This is a genomic window from Amycolatopsis japonica, from assembly GCF_000732925.1.
In the GTDB taxonomy this organism is placed as follows: Bacteria; Actinomycetota; Actinomycetes; order Mycobacteriales; family Pseudonocardiaceae; genus Amycolatopsis; species Amycolatopsis japonica.
Map to the genome: position 1 here is coordinate 3,292,227 of NZ_CP008953.1, position 22,795 is coordinate 3,315,021.

The following is a 22,795-nucleotide window of genomic DNA, read 5'->3' on the forward strand; positions in this document are numbered from 1 at the left end:
CCACTGGACGGCACGACGAGACTCGGAATGTGGATTCCCCGCGACCGAAGAGCACTACGCCGGACCTGGGCCCGATGCCACGGCGCATCACCGTGGACGCGCCGCAGGTGCGCGCGCTGCTGGGCGAGCAGTTCCCGGAGTGGGCCGGTCTCCCGGTCCGCCCGGTGGCCGAATCCGGGTGGGACAACAGGACTTTCCGGATCGGCGACGACATGGTGGCACGGCTGCCGAGCGCCGCCGAGTACGCCTTGGCGGTGGACAAGGAGCAGCGCTGGCTCCCGTTGCTCGCTCCCCGGTTGCCGGTGCCCGTCCCGGTTCCGCTGGCGAAAGGACGTCCTGGCGCGGGCTACCCCTTCGAGTGGTCGGTCTACCGATGGCTCGACGGTGAACCCGCGAGCGCCGCTCGGATCTCCGACCCGGTCCGGTTCGCCCTCGACCTCGCCGGTTTCCTGGCGGCGCTGCGGGCCATCGACACCACGGGCGGCCCGCAACCCGGCAAGCACAACTGGTTCCGGGGCGCCACCCTGCGCACCTACGACGCGCAGACCGAGCGCGCGCTCGCGGCGTTGGACGGCGACATCGACACCGGCGCAGCGCGCGAGATCTGGAAGACCGCGCTGGACAGCCCTTGGGACGGAACGGATCGCTGGTTCCACGGCGACTTCGCGCCGGGGAATCTCCTGCTCGACGGCGGGGGACTGGCGGCCGTCATCGATTTCGGCACCTGTGGCGTCGGCGATCCGTCCTGCGACTTGGCGATCGCCTGGACGTCGCTGACCGCCGACGGCAGGCGAGCGTTCCGCGAGCGGCTTCCGGTCGACGATTCCGAATGGGAGCGTGGCCGTGGGTGGGCGCTGTGGAAGGCTTTGATCACTCGCGCGCGGACGCGGGACCGCGTCGACGAGGAAGCGGTGAACGCGCGCCGCGTCTTGGCCGCGATCGCTGAGTGACACTCGCCGGGCGGCCGATCGTGGTTGGATCGATCGCATGTCTTCCATCGTCGTCGCCGTGATCGCAGCCGTCGCCTCGATCTCCGCGGCGGTGGTCGCCGGGATCTTCGCGCTGGCCGCGCGCCGCCTCGAGGCGCGGGTGCAGAGCGCCGACCAGGTCCGCGAACGGATCTCCGAGCAGAAACGCGCGATGTGCGAACCCGTCGTCGACATGCTGGAACGGATGTTCACCACCGACGACCTGCCCACGGAAGAGGAACTGAAGCACAAACGCCGCTTCGACACCTGGGTGAACGTGTACGGCTCGGACGGCATCGTCAAGGCGTACTCCCGCCTCATGCAGGGACTTCCGGCCGGGGCACCGCCGGACATCCAGTTCCGCCTCTACGCGGACTTCCTGATCGAGGTCCGCAAGGACATCGGCGACCCGGGTACCGCGGTCGACCGGATGCAGATCCTCGGGCCGCGGTCGGCGAATCTCTCGGATCGCCGGAGCCTGACCGACGCCGACTTCGACACGGTCTGCAAACGCCTCGGCTGGGTCCCGCCCTGGCGCGGCAAGTAGGCCGACCCGATCGCGGCCCTGTTGGCCAGTAACCACCCTCGCGGGGGTGGCGGCGGACGTTTTGGGGGCGCGGCTGACAGATTCGCGAACGGCGAATCGGCCGCGTATGACAAAGACGAAGAATGGTCGCGCGGGCTCTGTGATTTTCCTTGCCTGTCGAGCCTCGCGGGTGTGTTAATTCCCTGTGGCATACCCGTAAATGTGCACACGCGCCCGCTGGGAAGGGCCCGCGAAAGCGGCCATTAATCGTTTGTCCGATGGTTTCGGCGGGTGTGGTCTATGTGTTGGAGAGGGACCTGTGAAACACAGAAGACGTAGTCGAAGACTGGCCGGGGGCATCGCCGTCGTGAGCACGGCGGCCTTGGTGACACTGGGTCTCACGATCGGCTCGGGCACCAGTGCCGCGGCTCCGGGTGAGCTCACGCAGAATTACTCGTGCCCGTTCCCGTTGATCGGTGATCAGAACGTCTCGGTCACCATCAAGACCACGCAACCTTCGACGATCGAGACCGGGAAACTGACTCCCGCCATCGAGATCACCGCCGTGTCCAACGCGGGCAAGACGGCGACGGAAGGTCTTCGTCTCGTCGGTGCCGAGTCCATCAAGGGCACCGCGAAGGCGACTTCCACCGTGACGATGCCCGGCAGCCAGGGCACGATGACGGTGAAGGTCGATTCCGACGTGCCGAAGCAGCCCATCCCGGCGGCGGGCAACGACCTCGTCGTGAACGCCACGGGCAGCGCGCCCGCGCTGAGGTTCGATCAGCCCGGCACCGCGACGCTCGCCGTGAACAACCTGCAGCTGGTGATGACCCCGCTCAAGGCCGACGGCACCGAAACCGGTCTCGGCACCTTCACTTCGGACTGCACGCTGGCGGCGGGGGCCGAGACCGTCCTGCAGACCTACACGGTGACCGGTTCGCCGGTCACCCCGGAAGCCGTTGTCGGCTCGGGGAACCACCCGCCGCTGAAGCAGGTCTACAGCTGCCCGTTCCCGTTGATCGGCAACCAGGACGTCACGGTCGACATCAACGCCACGCTGCCGAACTCGATCCCGGTGGGCCAGTTCACCCCCAAGATAGACATCACGGCGGTCTCCAACGCGGGCTCGACCGCGACCGAAGGGCTCCGGCTCGTCGGCGCCGAGACCATCAAGGGATCCGCGCTGGCCACCTCGCTGGTCTCGAGCCCGCAGGGGCATCTCGCCGTCGGCGTGCCGACCGCGGTTCCGCAGCAACCCATCCCGCCCAAGGGCAACGACCTGGTGATCAACGCGACCGGTTCCGCGCCGTCGCTGCGGTTCGACCAGCCGGGGACGGCCACGCTGTCGGTGCACGACCTGGTGCTGACCATGACGCCGCTGACCGCCTCCGGCGCGGAGACCGGCCTCGGCACGTTCGTCGCGGACTGCACCCCCGCGAGCGGCCAGGCCAACGTGCTGCACACCTTCACCGTCACCGCGGCGGCGGACACGACCGCGCCGTCGGCTCCCGGCGCAGTGACGGTCGGTGACGTCACCCAGAACAGTGTCGCGTTGTCCTGGGGCGCCGCCACCGACAACGTCGCCGTGACCGGCTACGACGTCTACTCGGGCGCGAATCTCGTCAAGTCCGTGACCGGCACTTCGGCCACGGTCGACGGTCTCACCCCGGACACGGAGTATTCCTTCACCGTCAAGGCGAAGGACGCGGCCGGCAACGTCTCGCCCGCCACGGCGCCCGCGACCGCCCGGACCGCGAAGGCTCCGGACACGCAGGCGCCGACGACGCCCGCGAACGTGCACTCGACCGGAACCACCCAAACCAGTGTGACGCTGGCCTGGGACGCTTCGAGCGACAACGTCGGTGTCACCGGCTACGACGTCTTGAAGGGTTCCGAGGTCGTCAAGTCGGTCACCGAACCGCAGGCCACGATCGACGGTCTGACGGCCGACACGGAGTACTCGTTCACCGTGGTGGCCAAGGACGCCGCGGGCAACCCGTCGGCGGCGAGTGCCGCTGTCACGGCGCGGACGCAGGCGGCGCCCGACACGCAGGCTCCGGGTGCGCCGGGCAACCCGCGCTCGACCGGTACCTCGGCCTCCAGCGTCGGCCTGGCGTGGGACGCGTCGAGTGACAACGTCGGCGTCACCGGTTACGACGTCTACAACGGCGCCACCCTGGTGAAGTCGGTGACCGAAACCAGCGCCACCGTCGACGGTCTCGCCGCCGACACCGAATACACCTTCACCGTGGTGGCCAAGGACGCGGCCGGGAACAAGTCGGAGCCCAGCGCGCCGGTGACCGCCCGGACCGCCACCGCTCCGGACACCGAAGCGCCCAGCGTTCCGGCTGGTCTCGCCACGACCGACGTCACCCAGTCCAGCGTCGCGCTGTCCTGGACCGCGTCGAGCGACAACGTCGGTGTGGTCGGCTATGACGTCTTCAACGGCGGCACGCTGGTGAAGTCGGTGACGGGGACTTCGGCCACTGTGGACGGTCTCGCGCCGGACACGGAGTACTCGTTCACCGTGGTGGCGAAGGATGCCGCGGGCAACGTGTCGGCTCCCAGCGCCGCCGCCACGGCGCGGACGCAGGCCGCGCCGGACACGCAGGCTCCCGCCGCGCCGGGCAACCCGCGTTCCACCGGGACCACGCAGACCAGCGTGAACCTCGAATGGAACGCGGCGACGGACAACGTCGGCGTGACCGGCTATGACGTCTTCAACGGCGCCACGCTGGTGAAGTCGGTGGCAGGGACTTCGGCCACTGTGGACGGTCTCACGGCCGACACGGAGTACTCGTTCACCGTCGTCGCCAAGGACGCCGCGGGCAACGCGTCGACCCCCAGCGCCGCCGTCACCGTCCGGACGCAGGCCGCGCCCGACACGGTGGCTCCCGGCGTGCCGGGCAACCCGCTGTCCACCGGGACCACGCAGACCAGCGTGAGCCTCGCGTGGGACGCGGCGACGGACAACGTCGGCGTGACCGGCTACGACGTCTTGAAGGGCACCGAGGTCGTCAAGTCGGTCACGGGCACTTCGGCCACTGTGGACGGTCTCACGGCCGACACGGAGTACACCTTCACCGTCGTCGCCAAGGACGCCGCGGGCAACAAGTCGGCCGCCAGCGCGCCGGTCACGGCGAAGACCAAGCCGAGCACGTCCCCGGTCGTCAAGTACAGCTACGACCTGACCGGCAAGACACAGCTGAAGAAGCTCTCCGGCCCGATCGACCTGCGCGGTGGCATCAACGCCGCGATCAACCTGGCGAACGGGACCTTCGAGGCCGACCTGACGCTGAACCCGACGAGCGCGAATCTCACGCTCTGGGGCTTCGTCCCGGTCAACGCGAAGATCGAGTTCGCGTCGGCGGGCAAGACCACCGGCACGCTGGCCGGCGGTGTGCTCAAGTCGACCTCGGCGGTGACGGTCAAGTTGCCGCGGATCAGCGTCTTCGGCTTCCCGGTCTCGGCGAGCGCGAAGTGCCAGACGAAGACGCCTGCTCAGATCCCGCTGCAGTCGAAGGCGGGCTTCGACCCGCTGGCCGGTGGCAAGCTCACCGGCTCCTACACCCTGCCGCCGCTGCAGGGCTGTGGGTTCCTCAACGACATCATCACCGCCGTCACCTCCGGCCCCGGCAACACGGTGGAGGTGAACCTCAAGCCGCGTCCGGTCGGCTGATCCCGCGCACTCCCTGAACCGGCCCCGTCGCATCCCGCGGCGGGGCCGGTTCGCTGCGCAGGATCCCGGCCAGCAGCAGCGCGGTCGCGATCAGAAGGATCGGCCAGGGCGTGAACAGGAGGACCGCGGCGATCAGCAGGGTCCAGATCCCCAGCGCCCAGGCGAGGAACAGGGGAGGGGTGATGCCGCGACGCTCCAGCCAGAGCACGGTCAGGCCGACCAGGACGAGCGGCACGCCGAAACTGGCCGCGCTGAGCCAGAAGGCGCTGTTCGCGGGGCTCATGGCGGCGAGATCGTCTCGCCACAGGGCTCCGCTGAACCAGGTGCCGGCGTGGCCGGCGGCCTTCATCACCGTGAGGGCGCCCAAGGTGTGGGCCGTGCCGAACAAAGTGATGAGCCAACCCGCCCATTTGATCATGTCCACTCCCCAGGTTGTGTTATACGGTTGCGTATAACGTCAGGCTAGACCGGTTATACGGTGGCGTACAACCAGTGGAGAGGGTGAGGTGGGCCACGGCATGGGCGCATTGCGCACACCGCGGGAGAAGTGGGTCGAAGAAGGTCTGCGGGCACTGGCGGAAGGCGGGGTGGACGCGGTGCGCGTCGAGGCGCTCGCCAAGGCGCTCGGCGTGACCAAGGGCGGGTTCTACGGCTACTTCGCCGACCGCGCGGCGCTGCTGGAGGCGATGCTGGACGCCTGGGAGTACGAAAGCGTCGACGAGGTCCTCGCTCGTGTCGAGCAGGAGGGGTGCGACGCGCGGGACAAGGTCCGGCTGGCCGGTCGGCTCACCTTCTCCGGTGGCCGGCTGCTGCCCATCGACCTGGCCGTGCGTGACTGGGCTCGTCGTGACGAAGCCGTGGCCGAACGTCTGCGGCGCGTGGACAACCGGCGGATGCAACTGGCCCGCGACGGGATCGCGACGTTCTGCGACGATCCCGACGAGGTCGAAGCCCGGGCGCTGCTCGCGTTCTGCGCGGCCATCGGCAACCACTTTCTCGCCGCTGACCACCCGGGACAGACCCGTGTTCAGGTCCTCGCTCGCGCCGCCGACCTGATTCTCGATGGTCCGCCCAGTGATCCCAGCCGATTCACCGGACCACCGGCGTAACTGGTCCGGGTTACTCCGATCGGCCCTGCCGGGCGCGGCGGTTCAGGTAATAAGTTGCCGCTAACAACAAATCCTGCCGTCGATGAAGCCTGTGGGAAGGACCCTCATGAAGTCACCGAAGCGGCGTCGCGCGATGGTCGCGCTGTTGACCGTGCCGGCACTCCTGGCCGCCACGCCGGCGAGCGCCGCGCCCTTGGCGGACGCACCAGGGGCGCCGGGTACCGGGGCGGCCTGGACGACCGGGGGCAAGGAAGGTTTCGGTACCGCCGCCGGGGCCGCGTCGAAGGTGTGGTTCACCCTCGGCCAGGGCATCAACCACGAGATCTATTACCCGACCGTGGACACCGCCAACGTCCAGGACCTGCAGTACGTGGTGTCGGACGGCGCCGGGTTCACCCAGCTGGAACGCGATCACACCACCAAACAGCTCGTGCTCACCGATCCGCGTTCGCTGAGCTACCGGCAGATCAACACCGCCACCAACGGCCGGTATCGCATCACCAAGACCCACACCGCCGACCCGGCCCGGTCCACCGTGCTGATCCAGACCAGGTTCGAGGTACTCAGCGGCGGTCCGCTGCAGTTGTACGCGCTGTACAACCCGTCCCTGAACAACAGCGGCATGGGGGACACGGGCGCCAGTTCCGGCGGGCAGCTGGTCGCTTCGGACGGGCCGGTGTCCAGCGCGTTGGCCGCCTCCACCGGTTTCGTCAAGGCGACCAGCGGCTACAGCGGGACCGCGAGCGACGGCTATGTCGACCTGAGCGGTGACCACGTTCTCGGCGCGCAATACGACTCGGCCTCGACGCCGGGGAACCTCGTGCAGCTGGGGCAGATTCCCGTGGGGACCGACACGACCTTCACGCTCGCGGTCGGTTTCGGAAGCGATCGGGGTGCCGCGTCGGCGAACGCGTCGGCCTCGCTCGCGGGCGGCTTCGCGGCGGCGGACACCGCGTACCGGTCCGGCTGGAACGGCTATCTCTCCTCGCTGGCCGCGGTACCCCGGTCGATCTCGGGCGCCGGGCTGACCACGCAGTACAACGTCGCGCTGATGACCCTCAAAGCCCACGAGGACAAGACCTATCCGGGAGCGAACGTCGCGTCGCTCACCAATCCGTGGGGTGAGGCGAAGGACGCGAACGGCACGGGGGATTGCGGGTACCACGCCGTCTGGTCTCGTGACCTCTACCAGGTCTCGACCGCGCAGATCGCGGCGGGCGACTCGGCGGCGGCCAACCGGTCGGTCGACTACCTGTTCACCGTGCAGCAGCGCGCGGACGGCTCCTTCCCGCAGAACACCCGGCTCGACGGCACCAACTGCTGGACCAGCCTGCAGATGGACGAGGTCGCCTTCCCGATCGTGCTCGCGTGGCAGCTGGGCCGGTTCGACGCGGGGATGTGGGCGAAGGTGAAGAAGTCCGCGGACTTCCTCGTCGCACGCGGCCCCTCCACGCCGCAGGAACGCTGGGAGGAGAACGGCGGCTACTCGCCGTCCACCATCGCCGCGGAGATCGCCGGCCTGATCTGCGCCGCCGACATCGCCGAACGCAACGGGGACACCACGAGCGCCGCGCGTTATCGCCAGCTCGCCGACCAGTGGCAGACGCAGGTCAGTGCATGGACGTTCACCACTTCCGGCCCGCTCGGTGACGGCCGGTACTTCCACCGGATCGACGGAAACGGCAATCCCAACGACGGCCAGAACGTCTTCCTGCAGAACGGCGGCGGGAACCACGACGAGCGCGCCATCATCGACGCGGGCTTCCTGGACCTCGTCCGCCTCGGCGTGAAACCGGCGGCCGATCCCGACGTCGCCGCTTCACTGTCCGAAGTGGACTCCACGCTGAAGGTCGACACCCCGAACGGCCCGATGTGGTACCGGTACAACCACGACGGCTACGGCGAGACGGCGTCCGGAGGTCCCTACACCGGCGCGGGCGTCGGACGGCTGTGGCCGCTGCTCACCGGTGAACGCGGCGAATACGAACTGGCCAACGGCCGCTCGGCGACGACGCATCTGGCCACCATGGCGGCCTCGGCGAACGCCGGTTTCCTGATCCCGGAACAGGTTTGGGACCGGCCGAGCGCCGCGGGCTTCACCTTCGGCGAAGGCACCGGTGCGGCGACACCGCTGGCGTGGTCGATGGCGCAGTTCGTCCGGCTGGCGCACTCGATCGACGCCGGTGCCCCGGTCGAGACGCCGTCCGTGGTGAAGCAGCGGTACAGCGCGTCGTGCTCCGGCGTTTCGGCGCAGTTCACGGTGAACGCCACGACCTCATGGGGCCAGAACATCTTCGTCGTCGGCGACCGTGCCGAACTCGGTGCGTGGAACCCGGCGAAGGCCGTGCCGCTTTCGTCAGCGAACTATCCTTTGTGGACGGGGAAGGTCGCGCTGCCGAAGGGGGCGGCGTTCCAGTACAAGTACATTCGCAAGGAGGGTGGCGTCGTCACCTGGGAATCTGGTGCCAATCGCGTCGGTAGCGCTTCGAGTGGCTGCACGCTGGCGCTGAACGACACCTGGCGCTCCTGACGTCGCGTTGCCAAGTACATGAAGGCCCCCTTCACCGCGTCTAGCGCAAGGAAGGGGGCCTTCATGTACTTCAGCGAGCAAGAGCGGCGCCAGCGCGGTCGTCACCCCTCGGTCGGGGCGGGATCGTTGGGCGGCACCATCTTCACGCAGTCCCCTGACGACTTGATCTCCTGGTCGGTGGCGTCGGCCACCTGCTCGAAGTTCGTCACGAAGCTCTGGTAGATCGCCTTGTTGTTCAACACCCGGACGACGTTCTCGTCGTTCTCGTGCAACGACGGGTTGTTGAAGTTCTGGCTTCCGGTGAAGACGACCTTGGTGCCCGGCTTCAGGTAGTCGCCCTCGATCATCATGTTCTTCTCGTGGATACCGGCCTCGTTCCCGGCTTTGAACCCGCGAAGGCGCACTCGATCCGGCTTCCCCTTCATCAGCGCCTCGCACGAGCCCTCGGTCATCCGCAAGGCGACGATGTCCACCGAGCAACCCTGGGCGGCCAGGATGCGCAGCCGTTCGATGATCTTCATCCGGGTGAGTGACCAGACCCCGATGCGGATCTTGCTCTTCTCCTTCGAGCAGCCGACCTCCTTCAAGGAGTTCTCGACGGTGTCGTTGCCCGCGTCCTTGAGCCTCGGATAGAAGTAGCTCTTGGTGTCACCGGTGACGACGGGCGGGTTGGCTTCGTAGTAGTCGGGGTTCGCCGTGGCCCCGTCCGCGACCCTGCGCAAGTCGGCGAAATAGTCGTTGTACCTGGCGAACAGACCGGCGTTGCCGACGTCGGTGTAGTAGCTGTTCCAGCCGCCCTTGCCGCCCGTCGTGTTCTCGCTGAAGTTGGCCGAGCCGGTCGCGACCACCGCGGCCGCGTCCAGCGTCCGGTCGAACAGGAAGAACTTGTTGTGCATCGCGTTGCCGCCGTTGCAGCCTCGGCCGCTCTTGCAGTGCTTCGCCCACGAGTTCTTGTCGCCGGTCTTTTCGAGCCGGTTCTTCATCTCCTTGTAGTTCGGATGGTCCGTCGCCTTCCCGTTGACCAGGACCTGGACGTGCACCCCGCGTTCCGCGGCGTCCCCGAGCGCGTCCGTGATCGGCGCGTCCCGCAGAAGGTATTGCGCGGTCCTGATCGTCGAGTTCTCCGGCGCGCCCCGGATCAGCTTTTCGAGGTGTTCGACGATCTGGTCGCCGCCCGGGGTGTTGAAGGTCGCCCGGGTGGTGAGCTTCGACGGCGCGGACGCGGCGGCGGCCGGAACTCCGGTCGCCACCGCCATCAGCAGCGCGCCCGCCAGTGCGCCCAGCCGCAGTCGCGACTTCCCTCCGGACGCCGTCGTCCTGTGCGGTTCCATTTCCGATTCCTCCCCATGGCCGGATCTGCTGCCGGGTCCACGCTCTCCGCCGCGGCGCATCGTGGCAAGCGAAACCGTGCGGAATGGGAGGCTGGGATGGAACCTGGCCGCTGACCTGCGGCGACGCCGGGGCGGGAGACGTGATCTTCCGAATTCGCGCGGCGAAAGGCCGGCGATGGGACACTGAGAACCGGTCTGGCACGTGGAGCGGAGGGGGCTCAGCGGGATGGTGAGCGAGGCGGCTGCCAGGTTGGCGGCACTTCTCACCGAGCACAAACAGCGGAGCGGGCTGAGCTACGAACAGCTCGGACGCAAGGTGCATTCGAGCCGGTCGACCGTGCATCGCTACTGCACGGGCCGGAACGTTCCCGCGACGTTCGCGCCGATCGAGGCGATCGCGACGACCTGCGGCGCGAGCCGGGAGGAACTCGCGAAGCTGTACCGGGCGTGGGAGCGCGCGGACCTGGGCGACGCCACGGTCCGGGACACCCCCGGCCCGGACACCGACATCCCGGACGCCGAGGTGGTCGTGCCCGAGCGGAGGCGGCCGCTCACCAAGGTCGCGCTGGCCGCGGTCCTCGGGGTCGTCCTGCTCGCCGGAGGTGCCATGGCGTATCCGCCGGACCGGCCGGTGCTCGACACGACCCCCGCCGTCCAGGCGTCGATGTGGACGAACGCGCCCCGCGCGATCGAGCCGGAGTTCGTCGGGGTGACGGCGAACTCCAACACCGGGCAGATGCCGTCGTTCGGCGTCGGGTCGGTCCGGTTGTGGAACACCCGCACCCGGTGGCAGAACCTGGAGCCCGCGCGCGGCAGTTACGACTGGAAGACGCTCGAACGGCTCGTGACCGGCGCTCGAGGGGCCGGGCTCCCGGTGACGCTGACCTTCGGCGGCACCCCGTCCTGGGCGAGCCCGAACAGCCCGAAGTCCGTCTACACCGACGACTCCCGCACCGGCCCGCCCGACGACCTCGCGGACTGGGAACGGTTCGTACGCGCCGTCGCCGAGCAGTACCGGGGCCGGATCGACGCCTACGAGCTGTGGGATCTGGCCAATCATCAGGATTTCTTCTCCGGCTCGATGGCCGAATTGGTGGAGATGACGCGGCTGGCGAGCCGGGCGATCAAGTCCGCCGACCCGGCCGCCACCGTGGTGTGCCCGTCCATGGGCGAGCTCTGGGATCCTTCGGCGTTCGAGAAGCTGCGACAGTTCGCCCGGCTCGGCGGCTACGACCATTGCGCCGCCGCCGCGGTGAAACTGGCTCCCCGCAACGACTCCGACCCGCCGGAGACGATGCTGCCGTTGGCTCGGGAGATCGAGAAGGCACTGCAGGAGGCCGGCGCCGGCGTCCGGCTGTGGAGCACCGGTTCGGCCTACGACGTGAACAGGCAGCAACCCGTGGACGCCGATCGGGGAGCGCAGCACGCGGCCCGGTTCTTCCTCTCCGGGCTGTACGCGCAATACCGCCGGATGTACTTCTACAACTGGGGCAGCGCGAAGATCCCGATCGTGCTGCAACCCGTCGGCGGTCCGCACACGAAGGCGGCGCGACACGTGGAACGCCTGAACGAGTGGTTGAAGGGCAGCCGAATCCATTCCTGCGGGCAAGGGCGCGAAGCCGGGCTGCCCGACCATCTTTGGCAATGCCGCTTCGACCAGGGCGGCCGGAACTTCCTGATCTGGTGGACCATCGACCGTTCCGAACGGATCCCGTCGGCGCCGGGCACCACGTCGGTCGAAGGGCTCGACGGGACCGGGACACCGGTCGAGCCCGGTGCCGATGTCACCGTCACCGGCAGCCCGATCCTGCTCCGGCTCGGCTGAGCCCGGATTTCAGCCGCTGTTCAAGGCGGATACGACCGCCGCCACGGTGACGGTGTTGAACACGAAGGCGATGATCGCGTGCGTCGTCACCGTCCTGCGCATCTCGCGGGAGACGACGTCCACGTCGGTCGTGCCGAACGTCGTCATCACGGACACCGCGAAGTAGATGTAGTCGGACCACTCGGCGATTCCGTCGTCGGGGAACCGCATCGCCTTGCCCTCTTCGACCACGTTGTCCGCGTGGTAGGCGATAGCGAAGGACACGAGGACACAGATCCACGCGACGACGACCAGGGCCACCGCCACTCCCACACGCATGCCCGCGGGCAGGCTCTCGCCGCCCAGACCGGGCATCCACACGACCGCCACCGCGAGCGCGGCCGCGGCGATGAAGATCGACACTCCCGGCCCTGGCGCCGTCCCGAAGACGTAGCGCTGCACGAACGTGCCGCGGCTCTCCCGGCACGCCCAGTCCTGGATCTGCTCCGAGGTCGCCGCGCCGAACGCGGCCACCGTCACGACGAGATAGCCGACGAGGTAGGCGAGAAGAACCAGGACGCCGCCGTCCACCGAGGCGAGTGAAAGCACGTCGTCGCCGAACGCGATCGCCAGCGCGGCGACGAGCAGCGCGAACGCGAGGCTCAAGCCGCTTCGGCGCCGCTCGGGCAACCAGATCCGAGCCGTTTCCCGAGACAGTGCCGTCTCCCTTCGCCCGCGTCGAGGGGCCAGTGTCGCACCAGGGCCCGTTCCGCAGCGCGTCGGTGGTACTCCATTCCAGTGATGTGACATTTCGTGGCAATCTGTCAAACTTCAGAGGTGTCGAAGGGGATGCTTCCGGGGTACGAGGGGGACGAATGGGGCAGGGGTTCTCGGTCGAGACGGCCGCGGTGCGCGCGCTCGGCGATCTGGTCCTGCGGGCGGGCGCGGGTGCCGACAGCTATCGCCAGTGGTTCGACCGGCTGCTCGGCGCCGGGGCGGGGTTCGACACCGAACGCGGTGAGGGTTTCCTCGCCGCGGCCTGGCCGAAACTGGACCTATGGCAGCGCACGGCATTGAGCCAGTCGAGGTTCGCGGCCGATCTCGCCGCGAGCGGCGGCCACGAACTGCGCTGCGTGGCGCATTGGTACGGCGTGGTGGACGCGCGGGCGGCGGAGTTGCTGGACCGGCTCAACCCGGAGCCGGACGCCGCGCGGGTCCCGGCGGACGAGGTGCGTGACCCGGTGGGGGCGGCGTCGTTCCGCGACGCCGTCCCGGTGGGCTACGGCGGACCCGATCCGGAGGCGGTCACCGACCCGGCCTGGTGGCCGGTGAAGGCCGAGCAGGAGCGCCAGGAACTGCTCGATCTCGGCGGGTCGCTGGGCGACGTCGCCGAGGTGATCAAGATCCTCACCGGGTCCGACAAGGACTTCATCACCATGATCGCGGACCTGCTCGTCGGCGATTGGACCGTGCTGCAGGAGCAGGCGGTGCTCTACAACGACGCCGCGACGGGACTGGAGAACATCGCGGCGAACATCGACCAGGGCCGGTTCGGGATCCAGGAGGTGTGGGCGGGGGAGGCCGCCGATCGGGCGAAGAACTGGCTGGCCGCCTACCGGGCCTGTGTGCTTCAGCTCGCGCAGTACTTCCGCGGCGCGTGCCGCGCGATCCAGGCGCTGGCGAAGCTCGCGTACCACCTGATGCAGGAGATCCGGCACGGCTACAGCTCGACGATCGACATCGTGCTGATGATCCTCACCAAGGGCAGGAAACTCGGGCTGGAAAGAGGGCTCCGGGTGGTGGACGTGATCAGCGAGGTGCTGGACGAGATCGGTCGTGGCGGCAAGATCGCGAAAATCGTGGAGGACCGCGAGATACGGGACATCATCCACCTGATCCTGTCCTTCGACGAGGTCGTCGGTGCCATCCAGACGCTGATCAGCGCCGCGCTCGGGCTGGCGCATTCGTTCGCGGGGCAGAAGACCCTCGACGAACTGCTGGAAGCCACCATCGCGATGGGTGAACCGCCGCAGTGGCCGGAGGACTACGAGCACCGGGACGCCGAATGTCCCGCCAAGGGCAAGCGGGTGTTGTTGTGACGGGACACGGTCCGTTCGATTCCGAGCAGGGGGAGCGGGCGCGGCAGACGGTGCTGCGGTTGCTGGCGGCGACCGGCGGCGCCGCCGGGGATTTCGCCGGCGAGGTGCTCACCGGGCGACGACGGCCGCACGAACTGCTGGCCCACGGTCCGCTCCTGGACGAATTCGTCCAGGACGCGCAGGGCTGGTGGAAGCTCGTCGACGCGTTGCCCGCCGAGGAACGGCGACGTCTCGCCGCCGAAGCCGGGTCCTCCCTCGAACGACAGATCGGCGAACTGGCCACTTTGGACGTCGACGACGAAGTCGCCGAGCTGGAAGAGCTGGCCGCGCCGGCGCAAGGCACGCCCGCCCCTCCCCGGCGGACTCGCGACGACGATGAGGACGACGACTGGTCCGGCCGTTCCTACCTGGAGCCGCTCTGAGCCGAGGTGTCGCCCGCGGCGTCGCTGACCGCGTTCGCCTCGTCGATCCGTGACATGTGCTCTTCGGCCCAGTCCCGGAGCGCCGCCAGCGGGACGTCCAGTGACAAACCGAGGTCGGTCAGCCCGTAGTGCACCCGGGGCGGCACGGTGGGCTCCACCCGGCGGACGACGAGGCCGTCGCGGACCAGGCTGTGCAAGGTCACCGACAGCATCTTCTGGGACACCCCGGGGATCCGGCGCCGCAGCTCGGCGAACCGCACCTCGTGCGGAGCCGCCTCCGCGAGGACCTTGACCGCCATCGACGTCCATTTCGTCCCGATGCGGTCCAGCAGACGGCGAGTGGGGCATTCGGGGTCGAAGAGATCACCGCGCCGTGGGGTCACCTGGAGCTCACCACCTGTGTCGAAAGTGCCGTCTTGGCGGCATCGCTGAAGTTACCTACGGTTTTCTGGTAACCAATGGTAACCACAACGGAGGCGACGTGCCCTCATCACGGCGGATCACCGTCAACGGCATCCGGGTCAACGTGGCCGTCGCGGGCAGCGGGCCCGCGGTTCTCCTGCTGCACGGCTTCCCGCACACCTGGCGGCTCTGGAGCGAGATCATCGGCCCGCTCTCCGAGCACCACCGGGTCATCGCCCCGGATCTGCGCGGGTTCGGCGACAGCACCCGAGCCGCCGAAGGCTACGACGCGAGCACGCTGGCCTCGGACGTCGAGAGCCTTCTCGACGCGCTCGGCGAACCCAGCGCGGCGGTGGTCGCCATCGACGCCGGCACGCCGGTCGCCTTCCTGCTCGCCCTGCGGCGGCCGGAGCTGGTGCGGCGGCTCGTCCTGATGGAGTCGCTGCTGGGCTCGCTGCCCGGCGCCGAGGACTTCCTCGCCGGTGGCCCGCCGTGGTGGTTCGGCTTCCACGCCGTTCCCGGGCTGGGCGAAACCGTCCTTATCGGACACGAGGCGGAGTACATCGACTGGTTTCTCGCCTCGGGCACCCTCGGGCGTGGTGTGGCGCCGGAGATCCGCGACGCCTTCGTCGACGCCTACACCGGTGGGGAAGCCCTGCGCTGCGCCTTTTCCCACTATCGCGCCATGCCGGTCAGCGCGCGCCAGATCGGTGAGGCGGTCGCGACGCGCCGTCTCGCCGTGCCCACGATGGCGATCGGCGCGCATCCCGTCGGCCGTGCGCTGGAACGGCAACTGCGTCCCGTCACCGACGACCTCACCGCCCATCTGCTGCCGGACTGCGGCCACATCATCCCGCTGGACAAGCCTGGCGAATTGCTCCGCCTGCTGACGCCGTTCCTCGCCGACGGACAACGTGTGTCCACAGTGGATCGTGCCCTTTAGGGCAAGGAACGTTGTCTGTCCGCACAGAGCGCGGACACGGGCGGCGGGCGGCTGGCATCGTGTCCGCGTTGACGCTCCGGCCCCTCGAAGGGATGGCAGATGAGTTTTCAGGTCGTACCGGCCGAAATCGGCAAGCACGCGGCCACTGTCGACGGGATCGCCGAGCGGTTGGGCACCGTGCTGTCGGCGGCGAACACCGCGGCCATGTCGGACGAGGCCTACGGTCTGATCTGCGCGTTCGTCCCGCCGTTCATCAATCCGGCGGAGGAGAAGACGATCGACTCGATCAAGGCCGCGATCGACGGCGTGAAGGCGACCGCCGCGAACCTGCGCACGGCCGAACGGTCCTACACCGAGCAGGACACCGCCGGTGTCGAGATGTTCAAGCAGTACGAGGCAGCGATCCCGGCGACGCCGAAGGAGAAGGCGCAGCGATGACCAACCCGCTCGTGGCCACACCGAAGGATTCCACCACCGCGGTGTCCGGCGTTCCCTTGCTCGAATCCGCGACCGAGCTCAAGGCGTCCATCGAAAGCGGTGACTGGGCGTCCGTCGCCGTCGGCGCGGTCGGCACCGCCATGGACGCGGTGTCCGCCGCCCTCGATCCGTTCGGCACCATCCTCGCCGCCGGGGTCGGCTGGCTGATGGAGCACGTCGGACCGCTGAAGGAGGCGCTCGATGCCCTCGCCGGAGCACCGGACGAGATCGCCGCGCACGCCGAAACCTGGCAGAACGTGGCCGTCGAACTCGGCTCGATCAGTGCCGACCTGGACGCGATGGTCGTCGCCGAAACCGCGAACTGGGCCGGTGCCGCGGGCGACGCCTATCGCACGCGGGGAGCGGACGTCGCGGCGCTGATCGGCGCCTGCCAGCAGGCCGCAGGCGGCGCGGCGTCCGGCACCAAGATCGGCGGGGAGGTGGTCACCGCGGTCCGCACCCTGGTCCGCGACACCATCGCCGAACTGATCGGCAGGCTGATCAGCTGGGCTCTGCAGGTGCTGGCGACGCTCGGCCTCGGCATGACCTGGGTGCTGCCCCAGGTCACCGCCGCCATCGCGAAGACCGCCTCGAAGATCGCCACCGTCGTCACCAAACTGGTCAAGGCGATGAGCGCGCTCGCGCCGTTGATGAAGAAGGCGAAGAACATCTTCGCCGAGGCGGAGAAGGCGCTCCGCAAGATCGACACGGGCAAGACCGGCCCGGCGGGGAAACCCCGCGGCCCGAAACCGGGCGGCGGCGAGTACAGCGGAACGCGCGGCGGGGGCGGTGGCAAGGGGAAGAATTCCAAACCGCAACCCGAGCAGCCGCCCGGGCTTTCCCCGAACCTCGGGAAGTTCGACGAGCTGACCCAGGCGCAGAAGGACGCGGCGATCAAGATGAAACAGTGGATCCGCGACCACAAGGACAGCGGCCAGTTCGGCGCCTGGCACAACGGCGTGGACGACAACAAGCTCAACTCGCTGGGCTTGGGGAACAAGCCGACCCCCGGTCCCGGTTCGACCTGGGGCGGCAGGATCTACGGGAACCACGGCCAGGCGGGCGGCAAGCTCGGGAACGAGGGCCGGTTGCCGCACAACGGCAAGACGAGCGACGGCAAGAACCACGCCGATCAGCCGTTCGGCCCGGACGGGAAGCCGACGAAACCGTACGACGGCAAGTACTACGAATTCGACGTCCACCCGACGCCGCGGTACGACAACAAACCTATCCGGGACGCCGACCAGTACACCGACTTCAACGGGAAACCGTTGCCGGAGAACCAGCGGCCGAAGCCGGATCGCATCGTCATGGACGACAAGGGCAAGTTCTATTACGCGCCGGGCCACTACGACAAGTTCTACGAAGTCCCCTGATCGTCGGCCGGGAGCGGTTTCGACCGGGCTGAAGGCTCCCTTCGTCGCATCAGATGCGGCGAAGGGACCCTTTAGCCCACGAAGGCGGCACGTTTGACTTCGTGCCCACCCTTCAACAGGACAAGGAAAGCTCCGCGAGTTCCGTCCTGGTGCACTCCGCGGCGGGAAGGCCCAGCTCGGCGTAGCGGGCGATCGCGCGTTCGTAGTGGTCGCGGACGGTTTCCGGATCCGAGGCGACCCGTGCGAGCCCCCGGTGGGCGCGCGCGACCTGCTCGTGGCAGCCGTACCGCGTCGCCACGTCCAGGGCCTCGGCGTGGTTCGCACCGGCCGTGTCCGGGTAGCCGCAGGCCAGGCAGGCTTCGCCGAGTCCGTTGAGTGCCCAGGATTCGCCGTCGCGGCCACCGTGCCGCCGGAACAGGTCGAGCGCCTGACGGTGGTGGGCGGCCGCGTCGACCGGACGGCCGTCCAGCGCTTCGGCCCGTCCGAGCCCGTCGATGGCCCACGCCTCGCTGCCCCGATGGCCGAGCCTGCCGAACAAGGCCGCGGCTTCGGCGTGCAGGCGGCAGGAATCGGCGAGCCCGCCTTCGTTCGCGGCGAGTTCCCCCAGGCCGATCTTCACCCAGGCCTCGCCGAAACGGTGGCCCGCCTCCTGATGCAGGGCCATCGCCTGCCGAAGGTGCTCGTATCCCTCTTCCCGGCGGTCGATCCGGGCTTCGACGGTGCCCAGCCGGGTGAGCTGATGAGCCTGACCGGTCAGGTCGCCGAGACGGTGGAACAGGGCCAGCGCGCGGGTGTAGTAATCGGCGGCCTGCCGGTAGTATCCGGCGCTTTCCTCGATCATTCCGACGTTTCCCAGTGCGCGTGCCTGGCCGAGCGGATTCCCGGCCTCGCCGAACAAGGCGTACGCCGCCCACATGTCCGCGGCGGCCGACACGGCTCTGCCCGCTTGCATGTGGAGGCCGCCGGCGGCGACCAGCGCGTCCGCTTCGGCGGCGCGGTCACCGATGGCGCGGGCGGCCTTGATGGCGTGCCCGTGGACGGCCAGCGCCGCCGTCTCGTGATGTCCGTCGAGGTAGCGGAACAGCAGCGCGGACAGTGTCACGGCGTGTTCGGGTCTCCCGGCCGTGGCCAGCGCCTGGACGGTCGGCAGTTCGGCGTCCAGCCAGTCCCGGGCGCTGTCGGCGTCGTCGAGCGCGGGCATCGCGCACTCCGGCGAGGCGACCGAGGGCCGTCGGTTCGCTTCGGCGGGGTAGAGGCGATCCATCGCCGCCGCGATGGTGGCGAGGTAGTAGCCGTAGACCCGGTCCAGCGCCGCGGGCTCGTCGCTCTCGATCTCCGCGGCGTACGCCTTCAGCAGGTCGTGCATCCCATAGCGGTCGTCACCGGTGGGGTGGACCAGATGCGCGCGGACGAGGGCGTCCAGCACGGCCCGGGCCTCGTCGAAGGAGTGGCCGGTCAACGCGGCCAGGGCGTACGAGTCGAACACAGGCGCCGGATGCCTGCCGAGGAGGGCGAAGGCGCGGATCGTGTCTTCGCTGAGCTGTCGCAGCGACCACGAGAACACCGCCCGCACCGCGGCCCGCTGATCACCGCCGGAACTGAGCAGCTTCAACGTCTGCTGGGCGGCCCGCAGTTCGCCGACCAGCCGGGACAGCGGGGTGGCGGGCCGGGACACGGCGAGTTCGGCCGCCAGGCGCAGGGTGAGCGGCAGCCGGACACATCGTTCGGCCAGTTCGGCGGTGGCCTCGGGTTCGGTGTCGACCCGGGTGCCGATCAGCCGCCGGAGCAGGTCGGCCGCGTCGGCCTCGGACAACCGGTCGACGTCGACCCGGTGGGCGCCGTGGAGCGCGACCAGCCCGGCGAGTGAGTCGCGGCTGGTGACCACCACGGCGCAGGTGTGCGTGCCGGGGAGCAGCGGCCGGATCTGTTCGAGCGTCGCCGCGTTGTCCAGCAGGACGAGCATCCGCCTGCTCGCCACCTCGGTGCGGAACCGGGCGGCGCGTTCCGCCTGCCCCGGCGGCATCCGCGTGCCTTCGGGCAGCAGCGCGGACAGGAGGGCGGCCAGCGCGTCGGACGAGGGCATCGGCTCGCCGGGGGCGTAGCCGCACAGATCCAGGTACAGCTGTCCGTCGGGAAAGCGGTCCCGCACCCGGTGGCCCCAGTGCACGGCGGTCGCGGTCTTGCCCGCCCCGGCCGTACCGGTGAGGCAGACGAGGACCGGTTCTTCGCCGGTGCCGTCGGCGAGGAACCGGTCCAGCTCGGCCAGCACGTCGGCCCGGCCGGTGAACGACGCGACGTCGGCGGGCAGCTGGGCGGGCACGGGAGCAGGCGCCGCGCTCGCCGTCGGCAGGTCATGACGGAGTACGGCCTCGTGCACGGCGGCGAGTTCCGGCCCGGGATCCGCGCCCAGTTCTTCACGCAGTGCGCGAAGAATCCGTTCGTAGTGGGTGAGCGCGTCGGCGCCGCGGCCCACGGCGTACAGCGCCCGCATCAACGCCGCCGCGGCGGGCTCCTGCAACGGATTCTCGTCGGTGAGTTCGGTCAGGCGGGTGAGCGTCGCCGCCGCGTCGCCGTCACGGATCTTGGCGTCGGCCCACGCGACGATCGCCGCCGTGTACTCCTGACGGAGCGTGCGGCGGGTGCGTTCGGCCCAATCGCCGCGCAGCCCGGCCAGTGGTTCGCCCTCCCAGAGTTCGAGTGCCGCGCTCAGCCTGCTGACGTCGGTCGGGTGCTCGCGGAGCAGGCGCCGGAACCGGAAGACGTCGACCTGTTCGGGCCGGGCGACGAGGCGGTAGCCACCGGGATCCCTGGCCACCCGCGCGCCACCGGGATCGGCCTGTTCCAGCGCGCGCCGGATCCGCGTGATGTGCGCCTGCAGGGAACGGCGCACCTGTCCGGGCGGTGACTCTCCCCAGACCCGGTCTATCAGCAGATCGACGCCGACGGTTCGGCCCGCTTCGAGCAACAGCACGGCGAGCACGGCCTGCCTGCGCGGCTCGCCGATGGCGACGTTCTGCCCGCGCACCTGCAGCCGGACCGGCCCCAGTAACCGGAAATCCACGTGATCCCCTCACAATCCTCCCGCCCGGAAGAATGGTAGAGCCGGTATTTCGGTCGCCACAACACAATCACAACATTTTCCAATAGTCGGTCGGTAAGAATTCCTTTTATCGCAAGGGAAAGGAACGGAAAGAGCCGGTATCCGGTTGGCGGGTAACCCGGCGGGGGACACGGGGAACGAGCTGAGAACGGGATGATATTCAGGATTCTGGGGCCATTGGAGGTCTGGGACGACGGCGCGCGGCTGCCCCTCGGGGGACCACAGCAGCGGACCTTGCTCGCGCTCCTCCTGCTCAACGCCAACTCGGTCGTGTCGGCCGACCGGTTGATCGACGAGCTGTGGGGCGCCGGTGCGCCCTCGTCCGCCCGCGGTCTGTTGAAGGGCTGCGTCGCCATGCTGCGCCGGACACTGGGGGTCGGGCGCGACGAGCGGCTGTTGACCAGGGCGCCGGGATACCTGCTGCAGGTCCGGCCCGGTGAACGCGATCTGGACCGGGTCGAGGAGCTGGCGGGGATCGCGAAAACGGACGCGAGCCGGGCGGCGGCCCTGTTGCGCGAGGCGTTGTCCTGCTGGCGCGGGCCGGCTCTCGACGGCCTCGAAGGGGAGACCTGCCGTGCGGAGGCGGCCCGCCTCGAGGAACTACGGCTCGCCCTGCTCGAAGACCGGGTCGACGCCGAACTGCGGAGGGGCGCCACCCCGGAACTCGTCACCGAGCTGCAACCCTTGGTGCGCAGACATCCTTTGCGGGAAAGGTTGTGGGCGCAGCTGATGCTGGCACTGCACGGCTGCGACCGGCAGGCCGACGCTCTCGCGGTGTACCAACGGATCCGGCGTGCGCTGGTGACGGAGCTCGGTGTCGAACCGAGCTCGAGTCTTCGGCGGGCGCATCGTCTCGTCCTCGCCGGACCGGCTCCGGCACCGAAAAAGGATCCTCCGGCGATCACCCGCGCGCCGGTACCCGCTCAGCTGCCCGCCGAGATCCGCGATTTCCAGGGGCGCGAAGCCGAACTCTCCGAACTCGGCCGGGTCACCGCCGCCGCGGGGACGGCCGTGGTTTCGGGGACCGCCGGCGTCGGCAAGACCGCGTTGGCCCTCCGCTGGGCCCACCTCGCCCGGGAACGCTTTCCGGACGGGCAGCTGTACGTGGACCTCGGCGGCCACGGCCCCGGCCGCCCGGTGCCGCCGGGAGCCGCGCTGTCCGGGTTCCTCGGCGCACTGGGGTTGAGCGAACGGGAGATCCCCGTCGGTCTCGACGACCAGGCCGCCCGCTTCCGTACCGAGGTCGCCGGCCGTCGTCTCCTCCTCGTGCTGGACAACGCGGGTTGGGCCGGGCAGGTCCGGCCGCTGCTGCCGGGCACCCCGTCGTGCACGGTGGTGACGACGAGCAGGGACTCGCTGGCCGGCCTGGTCGCCCTGCACGGTGCGCGCCGCGTCGGCGTCGGCCGTCTGCCACTCACCGACGCGATCGCACTCCTGCGCGTCCTGATCGGCGACCGGGCCGACGCGGATCCGCGTTCGGTGTCCGCGTTGGCCGAACTGTGCGCCCGGCTTCCGCTGGCGCTCCGGATCGCCGCGGAAGTCGCCACCGCCGAGCCGGACACCGCGCTGCGCGAACTCGTCGGCGCCCTCGCCGAACCGGAGGACCGGCTCGAATTTCTTGAGGTGGCGGGTGATCCGTACGCGTCGGTGCGCGAAGGTCTTTCCTGGTCCTATCGACGGCTTCCGTTCGACGCGGCCCGGGTGTTCCGGGCGGCCGGGCGAGCCGGGACGGAGCTCGACGTCGGGAAGACCGTCGCGATCGCCGGGCTCGGACTCCGCGCGGCGCGGCGCGCCCTCTCCCAGCTCACCGCGGCGAACATGCTCGACGTCGTCGCCCCCGGCCGGTACGCGATGCACGACCTGCTGCGCGATTACGCCGTCTGTCTGCCGGACGACCGGTCGCCCGCCGCACTGCGCGTCCTGCCCGGCCGTGTCCGCACACCCGGTGCCGACCGGCCGCACACCCGATGCCGACCGCCTGGCCTCAGCGTGGTCACCGCAACCACCGAGAAGAACGGAGACTGAC

Annotated in this window: 17 protein-coding genes; 12 read left to right on the plus strand and 5 right to left on the minus strand. The window is 69.4% G+C overall.

What is annotated here, in order from left to right:
• Positions 1-74: 74 nt before the first annotated feature.
• The 3 genes from AJAP_RS15460 to AJAP_RS15470 all read left to right on the plus strand — a co-directional run bounded on the left by AJAP_RS15460 (position 75) and on the right by AJAP_RS15470 (position 5,176).
• Positions 75-950, plus strand: a complete 876-nt coding sequence (locus AJAP_RS15460) for an aminoglycoside phosphotransferase family protein (protein ID WP_051972455.1) — start codon at positions 75-77, stop codon at positions 948-950.
• Positions 951-987: 37 nt separating this feature from the next.
• Complete coding sequence (locus tag AJAP_RS15465) at positions 988-1,515, plus strand: hypothetical protein (protein ID WP_038512115.1); 528 nt, start codon at positions 988-990, stop codon at positions 1,513-1,515.
• Positions 1,516-1,861: 346 nt separating this feature from the next.
• Positions 1,862-5,176, plus strand: coding sequence for a fibronectin type III domain-containing protein (locus AJAP_RS15470; protein WP_228694950.1), 3,315 nt, complete (start codon positions 1,862-1,864; stop codon positions 5,174-5,176).
• Here the strand turns inward: AJAP_RS15470 and AJAP_RS15475 are convergent.
• Positions 5,154-5,594 carry a DUF6463 family protein gene (locus AJAP_RS15475; RefSeq protein WP_038512117.1) on the minus strand — a complete coding sequence of 147 codons (441 nt, stop codon included), beginning with the start codon at positions 5,592-5,594 and terminating at the stop codon, positions 5,154-5,156. The genes AJAP_RS15470 and AJAP_RS15475 overlap by 23 nt on opposite strands.
• Positions 5,595-5,694: 100 nt before the next feature.
• Here AJAP_RS15475 and AJAP_RS15480 point away from each other — a divergent pair, with 100 nt between their 5' ends.
• Together AJAP_RS15480 and AJAP_RS15485 are read left to right on the plus strand one after the other, a co-directional pair.
• The gene (locus AJAP_RS15480) at positions 5,695-6,285 is read left to right on the plus strand and encodes a TetR/AcrR family transcriptional regulator (RefSeq protein WP_038512122.1); all 591 of its coding nucleotides are present in this window, start codon (positions 5,695-5,697) and stop codon (positions 6,283-6,285) included.
• Between the two features lie 106 nt (positions 6,286-6,391).
• Positions 6,392-8,815 (plus strand): glucan 1,4-alpha-glucosidase, encoded by a 2,424-nt coding sequence (locus AJAP_RS15485; protein ID WP_038512125.1) that lies wholly within the window; start codon positions 6,392-6,394, stop codon positions 8,813-8,815.
• Positions 8,816-8,916: 101 nt separating this feature from the next.
• Here the strand turns inward: AJAP_RS15485 and AJAP_RS15490 are convergent, their stop codons facing one another.
• Entirely contained in the window at positions 8,917-10,146 is a 1,230-nt protein-coding gene (locus AJAP_RS15490) for a phospholipase D-like domain-containing protein (RefSeq protein WP_038512128.1), read from the minus strand.
• Between the two features lie 226 nt (positions 10,147-10,372).
• Between AJAP_RS15490 and AJAP_RS15495 the strand changes: the two genes are divergently transcribed.
• Positions 10,373-11,971 (plus strand): helix-turn-helix domain-containing protein, encoded by a 1,599-nt coding sequence (locus AJAP_RS15495; protein WP_051972456.1) that lies wholly within the window; start codon positions 10,373-10,375, stop codon positions 11,969-11,971.
• Positions 11,972-11,980: 9 nt separating this feature from the next.
• Here AJAP_RS15495 and AJAP_RS15500 read toward each other — a convergent pair whose 3' ends face one another.
• A complete protein-coding gene (locus AJAP_RS15500) occupies positions 11,981-12,616 on the minus strand; it encodes a DUF1345 domain-containing protein (RefSeq protein ID WP_051972457.1) in 636 nt (211 codons plus the stop codon).
• 209 nt (positions 12,617-12,825) lie between these two features.
• On the opposite strand from AJAP_RS15500, the gene AJAP_RS15505 reads away from it, so the two are divergent.
• Together AJAP_RS15505 and AJAP_RS15510 are read left to right on the plus strand one after the other, a co-directional pair.
• The gene (locus tag AJAP_RS15505) at positions 12,826-14,049 is read left to right on the plus strand and encodes a hypothetical protein (protein ID WP_038512131.1); all 1,224 of its coding nucleotides are present in this window, start codon (positions 12,826-12,828) and stop codon (positions 14,047-14,049) included.
• Positions 14,046-14,471: a hypothetical protein gene (locus tag AJAP_RS15510; protein ID WP_228694951.1), complete on the plus strand. Its 426-nt coding sequence runs from the start codon at positions 14,046-14,048 to the stop codon at positions 14,469-14,471. The genes AJAP_RS15505 and AJAP_RS15510 overlap by 4 nt, the downstream gene beginning before the upstream one ends.
• Here AJAP_RS15510 and AJAP_RS15515 read toward each other — a convergent pair.
• Positions 14,453-14,854: a winged helix-turn-helix transcriptional regulator gene (locus AJAP_RS15515; protein WP_038512134.1), complete on the minus strand. Its 402-nt coding sequence runs from the start codon at positions 14,852-14,854 to the stop codon at positions 14,453-14,455. The two genes, AJAP_RS15510 and AJAP_RS15515, sit on opposite strands and share 19 nt — an antisense overlap.
• A 98-nt stretch (positions 14,855-14,952) precedes the next feature.
• On the opposite strand from AJAP_RS15515, the gene AJAP_RS15520 reads away from it, so the two are divergent.
• The 3 genes from AJAP_RS15520 to AJAP_RS45230 all read left to right on the plus strand — a co-directional run bounded on the left by AJAP_RS15520 (position 14,953) and on the right by AJAP_RS45230 (position 17,669).
• Positions 14,953-15,816 (plus strand): alpha/beta fold hydrolase, encoded by an 864-nt coding sequence (locus AJAP_RS15520; RefSeq protein ID WP_038512136.1) that lies wholly within the window; start codon positions 14,953-14,955, stop codon positions 15,814-15,816.
• A gap of 99 nt (positions 15,817-15,915) precedes the next feature.
• The gene (locus AJAP_RS15525) at positions 15,916-16,254 is read left to right on the plus strand and encodes a type VII secretion target (protein WP_038512139.1); all 339 of its coding nucleotides are present in this window, start codon (positions 15,916-15,918) and stop codon (positions 16,252-16,254) included.
• Positions 16,251-17,669 (plus strand): WXG100 family type VII secretion target, encoded by a 1,419-nt coding sequence (locus AJAP_RS45230; protein WP_038512141.1) that lies wholly within the window; start codon positions 16,251-16,253, stop codon positions 17,667-17,669. The genes AJAP_RS15525 and AJAP_RS45230 overlap by 4 nt, the downstream gene beginning before the upstream one ends.
• Before the next feature lie 112 nt (positions 17,670-17,781).
• Here the strand turns inward: AJAP_RS45230 and AJAP_RS15535 are convergent, their stop codons facing one another.
• Complete coding sequence (locus tag AJAP_RS15535; RefSeq protein ID WP_038512144.1) at positions 17,782-20,730, minus strand: AfsR/SARP family transcriptional regulator; 2,949 nt, start codon at positions 20,728-20,730, stop codon at positions 17,782-17,784.
• A gap of 216 nt (positions 20,731-20,946) precedes the next feature.
• On the opposite strand from AJAP_RS15535, the gene AJAP_RS15540 reads away from it, so the two are divergent.
• Positions 20,947-22,794, plus strand: a complete 1,848-nt coding sequence (locus AJAP_RS15540; RefSeq protein ID WP_051972458.1) for an AfsR/SARP family transcriptional regulator — start codon at positions 20,947-20,949, stop codon at positions 22,792-22,794.
• The last annotated feature ends 1 nt before the right edge of the window (position 22,795 follow it).

What these genes read in the sequence shown, in the direction of transcription:
- AJAP_RS15460 (WP_051972455.1), top strand. Translation starts at nt 75, where the DNA reads ATGCCACGGCGCATCACCGTGGACGCGCCGCAGGTGCGCGCGCTGCTG.
- AJAP_RS15465 (WP_038512115.1), top strand. Translation starts at nt 988, where the DNA reads ATGTCTTCCATCGTCGTCGCCGTGATCGCAGCCGTCGCCTCGATCTCC.
- AJAP_RS15475 (WP_038512117.1), bottom strand. Translation starts at nt 5,594, where the DNA reads ATGATCAAATGGGCGGGTTGGCTCATCACTTTGTTCGGCACGGCCCAC.
- AJAP_RS15480 (WP_038512122.1), top strand. Translation starts at nt 5,695, where the DNA reads ATGGGCGCATTGCGCACACCGCGGGAGAAGTGGGTCGAAGAAGGTCTG.
- AJAP_RS15485 (WP_038512125.1), top strand. Translation starts at nt 6,392, where the DNA reads ATGAAGTCACCGAAGCGGCGTCGCGCGATGGTCGCGCTGTTGACCGTG.
- AJAP_RS15490 (WP_038512128.1), bottom strand. Translation starts at nt 10,146, where the DNA reads ATGGAACCGCACAGGACGACGGCGTCCGGAGGGAAGTCGCGACTGCGG.
- AJAP_RS15495 (WP_051972456.1), top strand. Translation starts at nt 10,373, where the DNA reads ATGGTGAGCGAGGCGGCTGCCAGGTTGGCGGCACTTCTCACCGAGCAC.
- AJAP_RS15505 (WP_038512131.1), top strand. Translation starts at nt 12,826, where the DNA reads ATGGGGCAGGGGTTCTCGGTCGAGACGGCCGCGGTGCGCGCGCTCGGC.
- AJAP_RS15525 (WP_038512139.1), top strand. Translation starts at nt 15,916, where the DNA reads ATGAGTTTTCAGGTCGTACCGGCCGAAATCGGCAAGCACGCGGCCACT.
- AJAP_RS45230 (WP_038512141.1), top strand. Translation starts at nt 16,251, where the DNA reads ATGACCAACCCGCTCGTGGCCACACCGAAGGATTCCACCACCGCGGTG.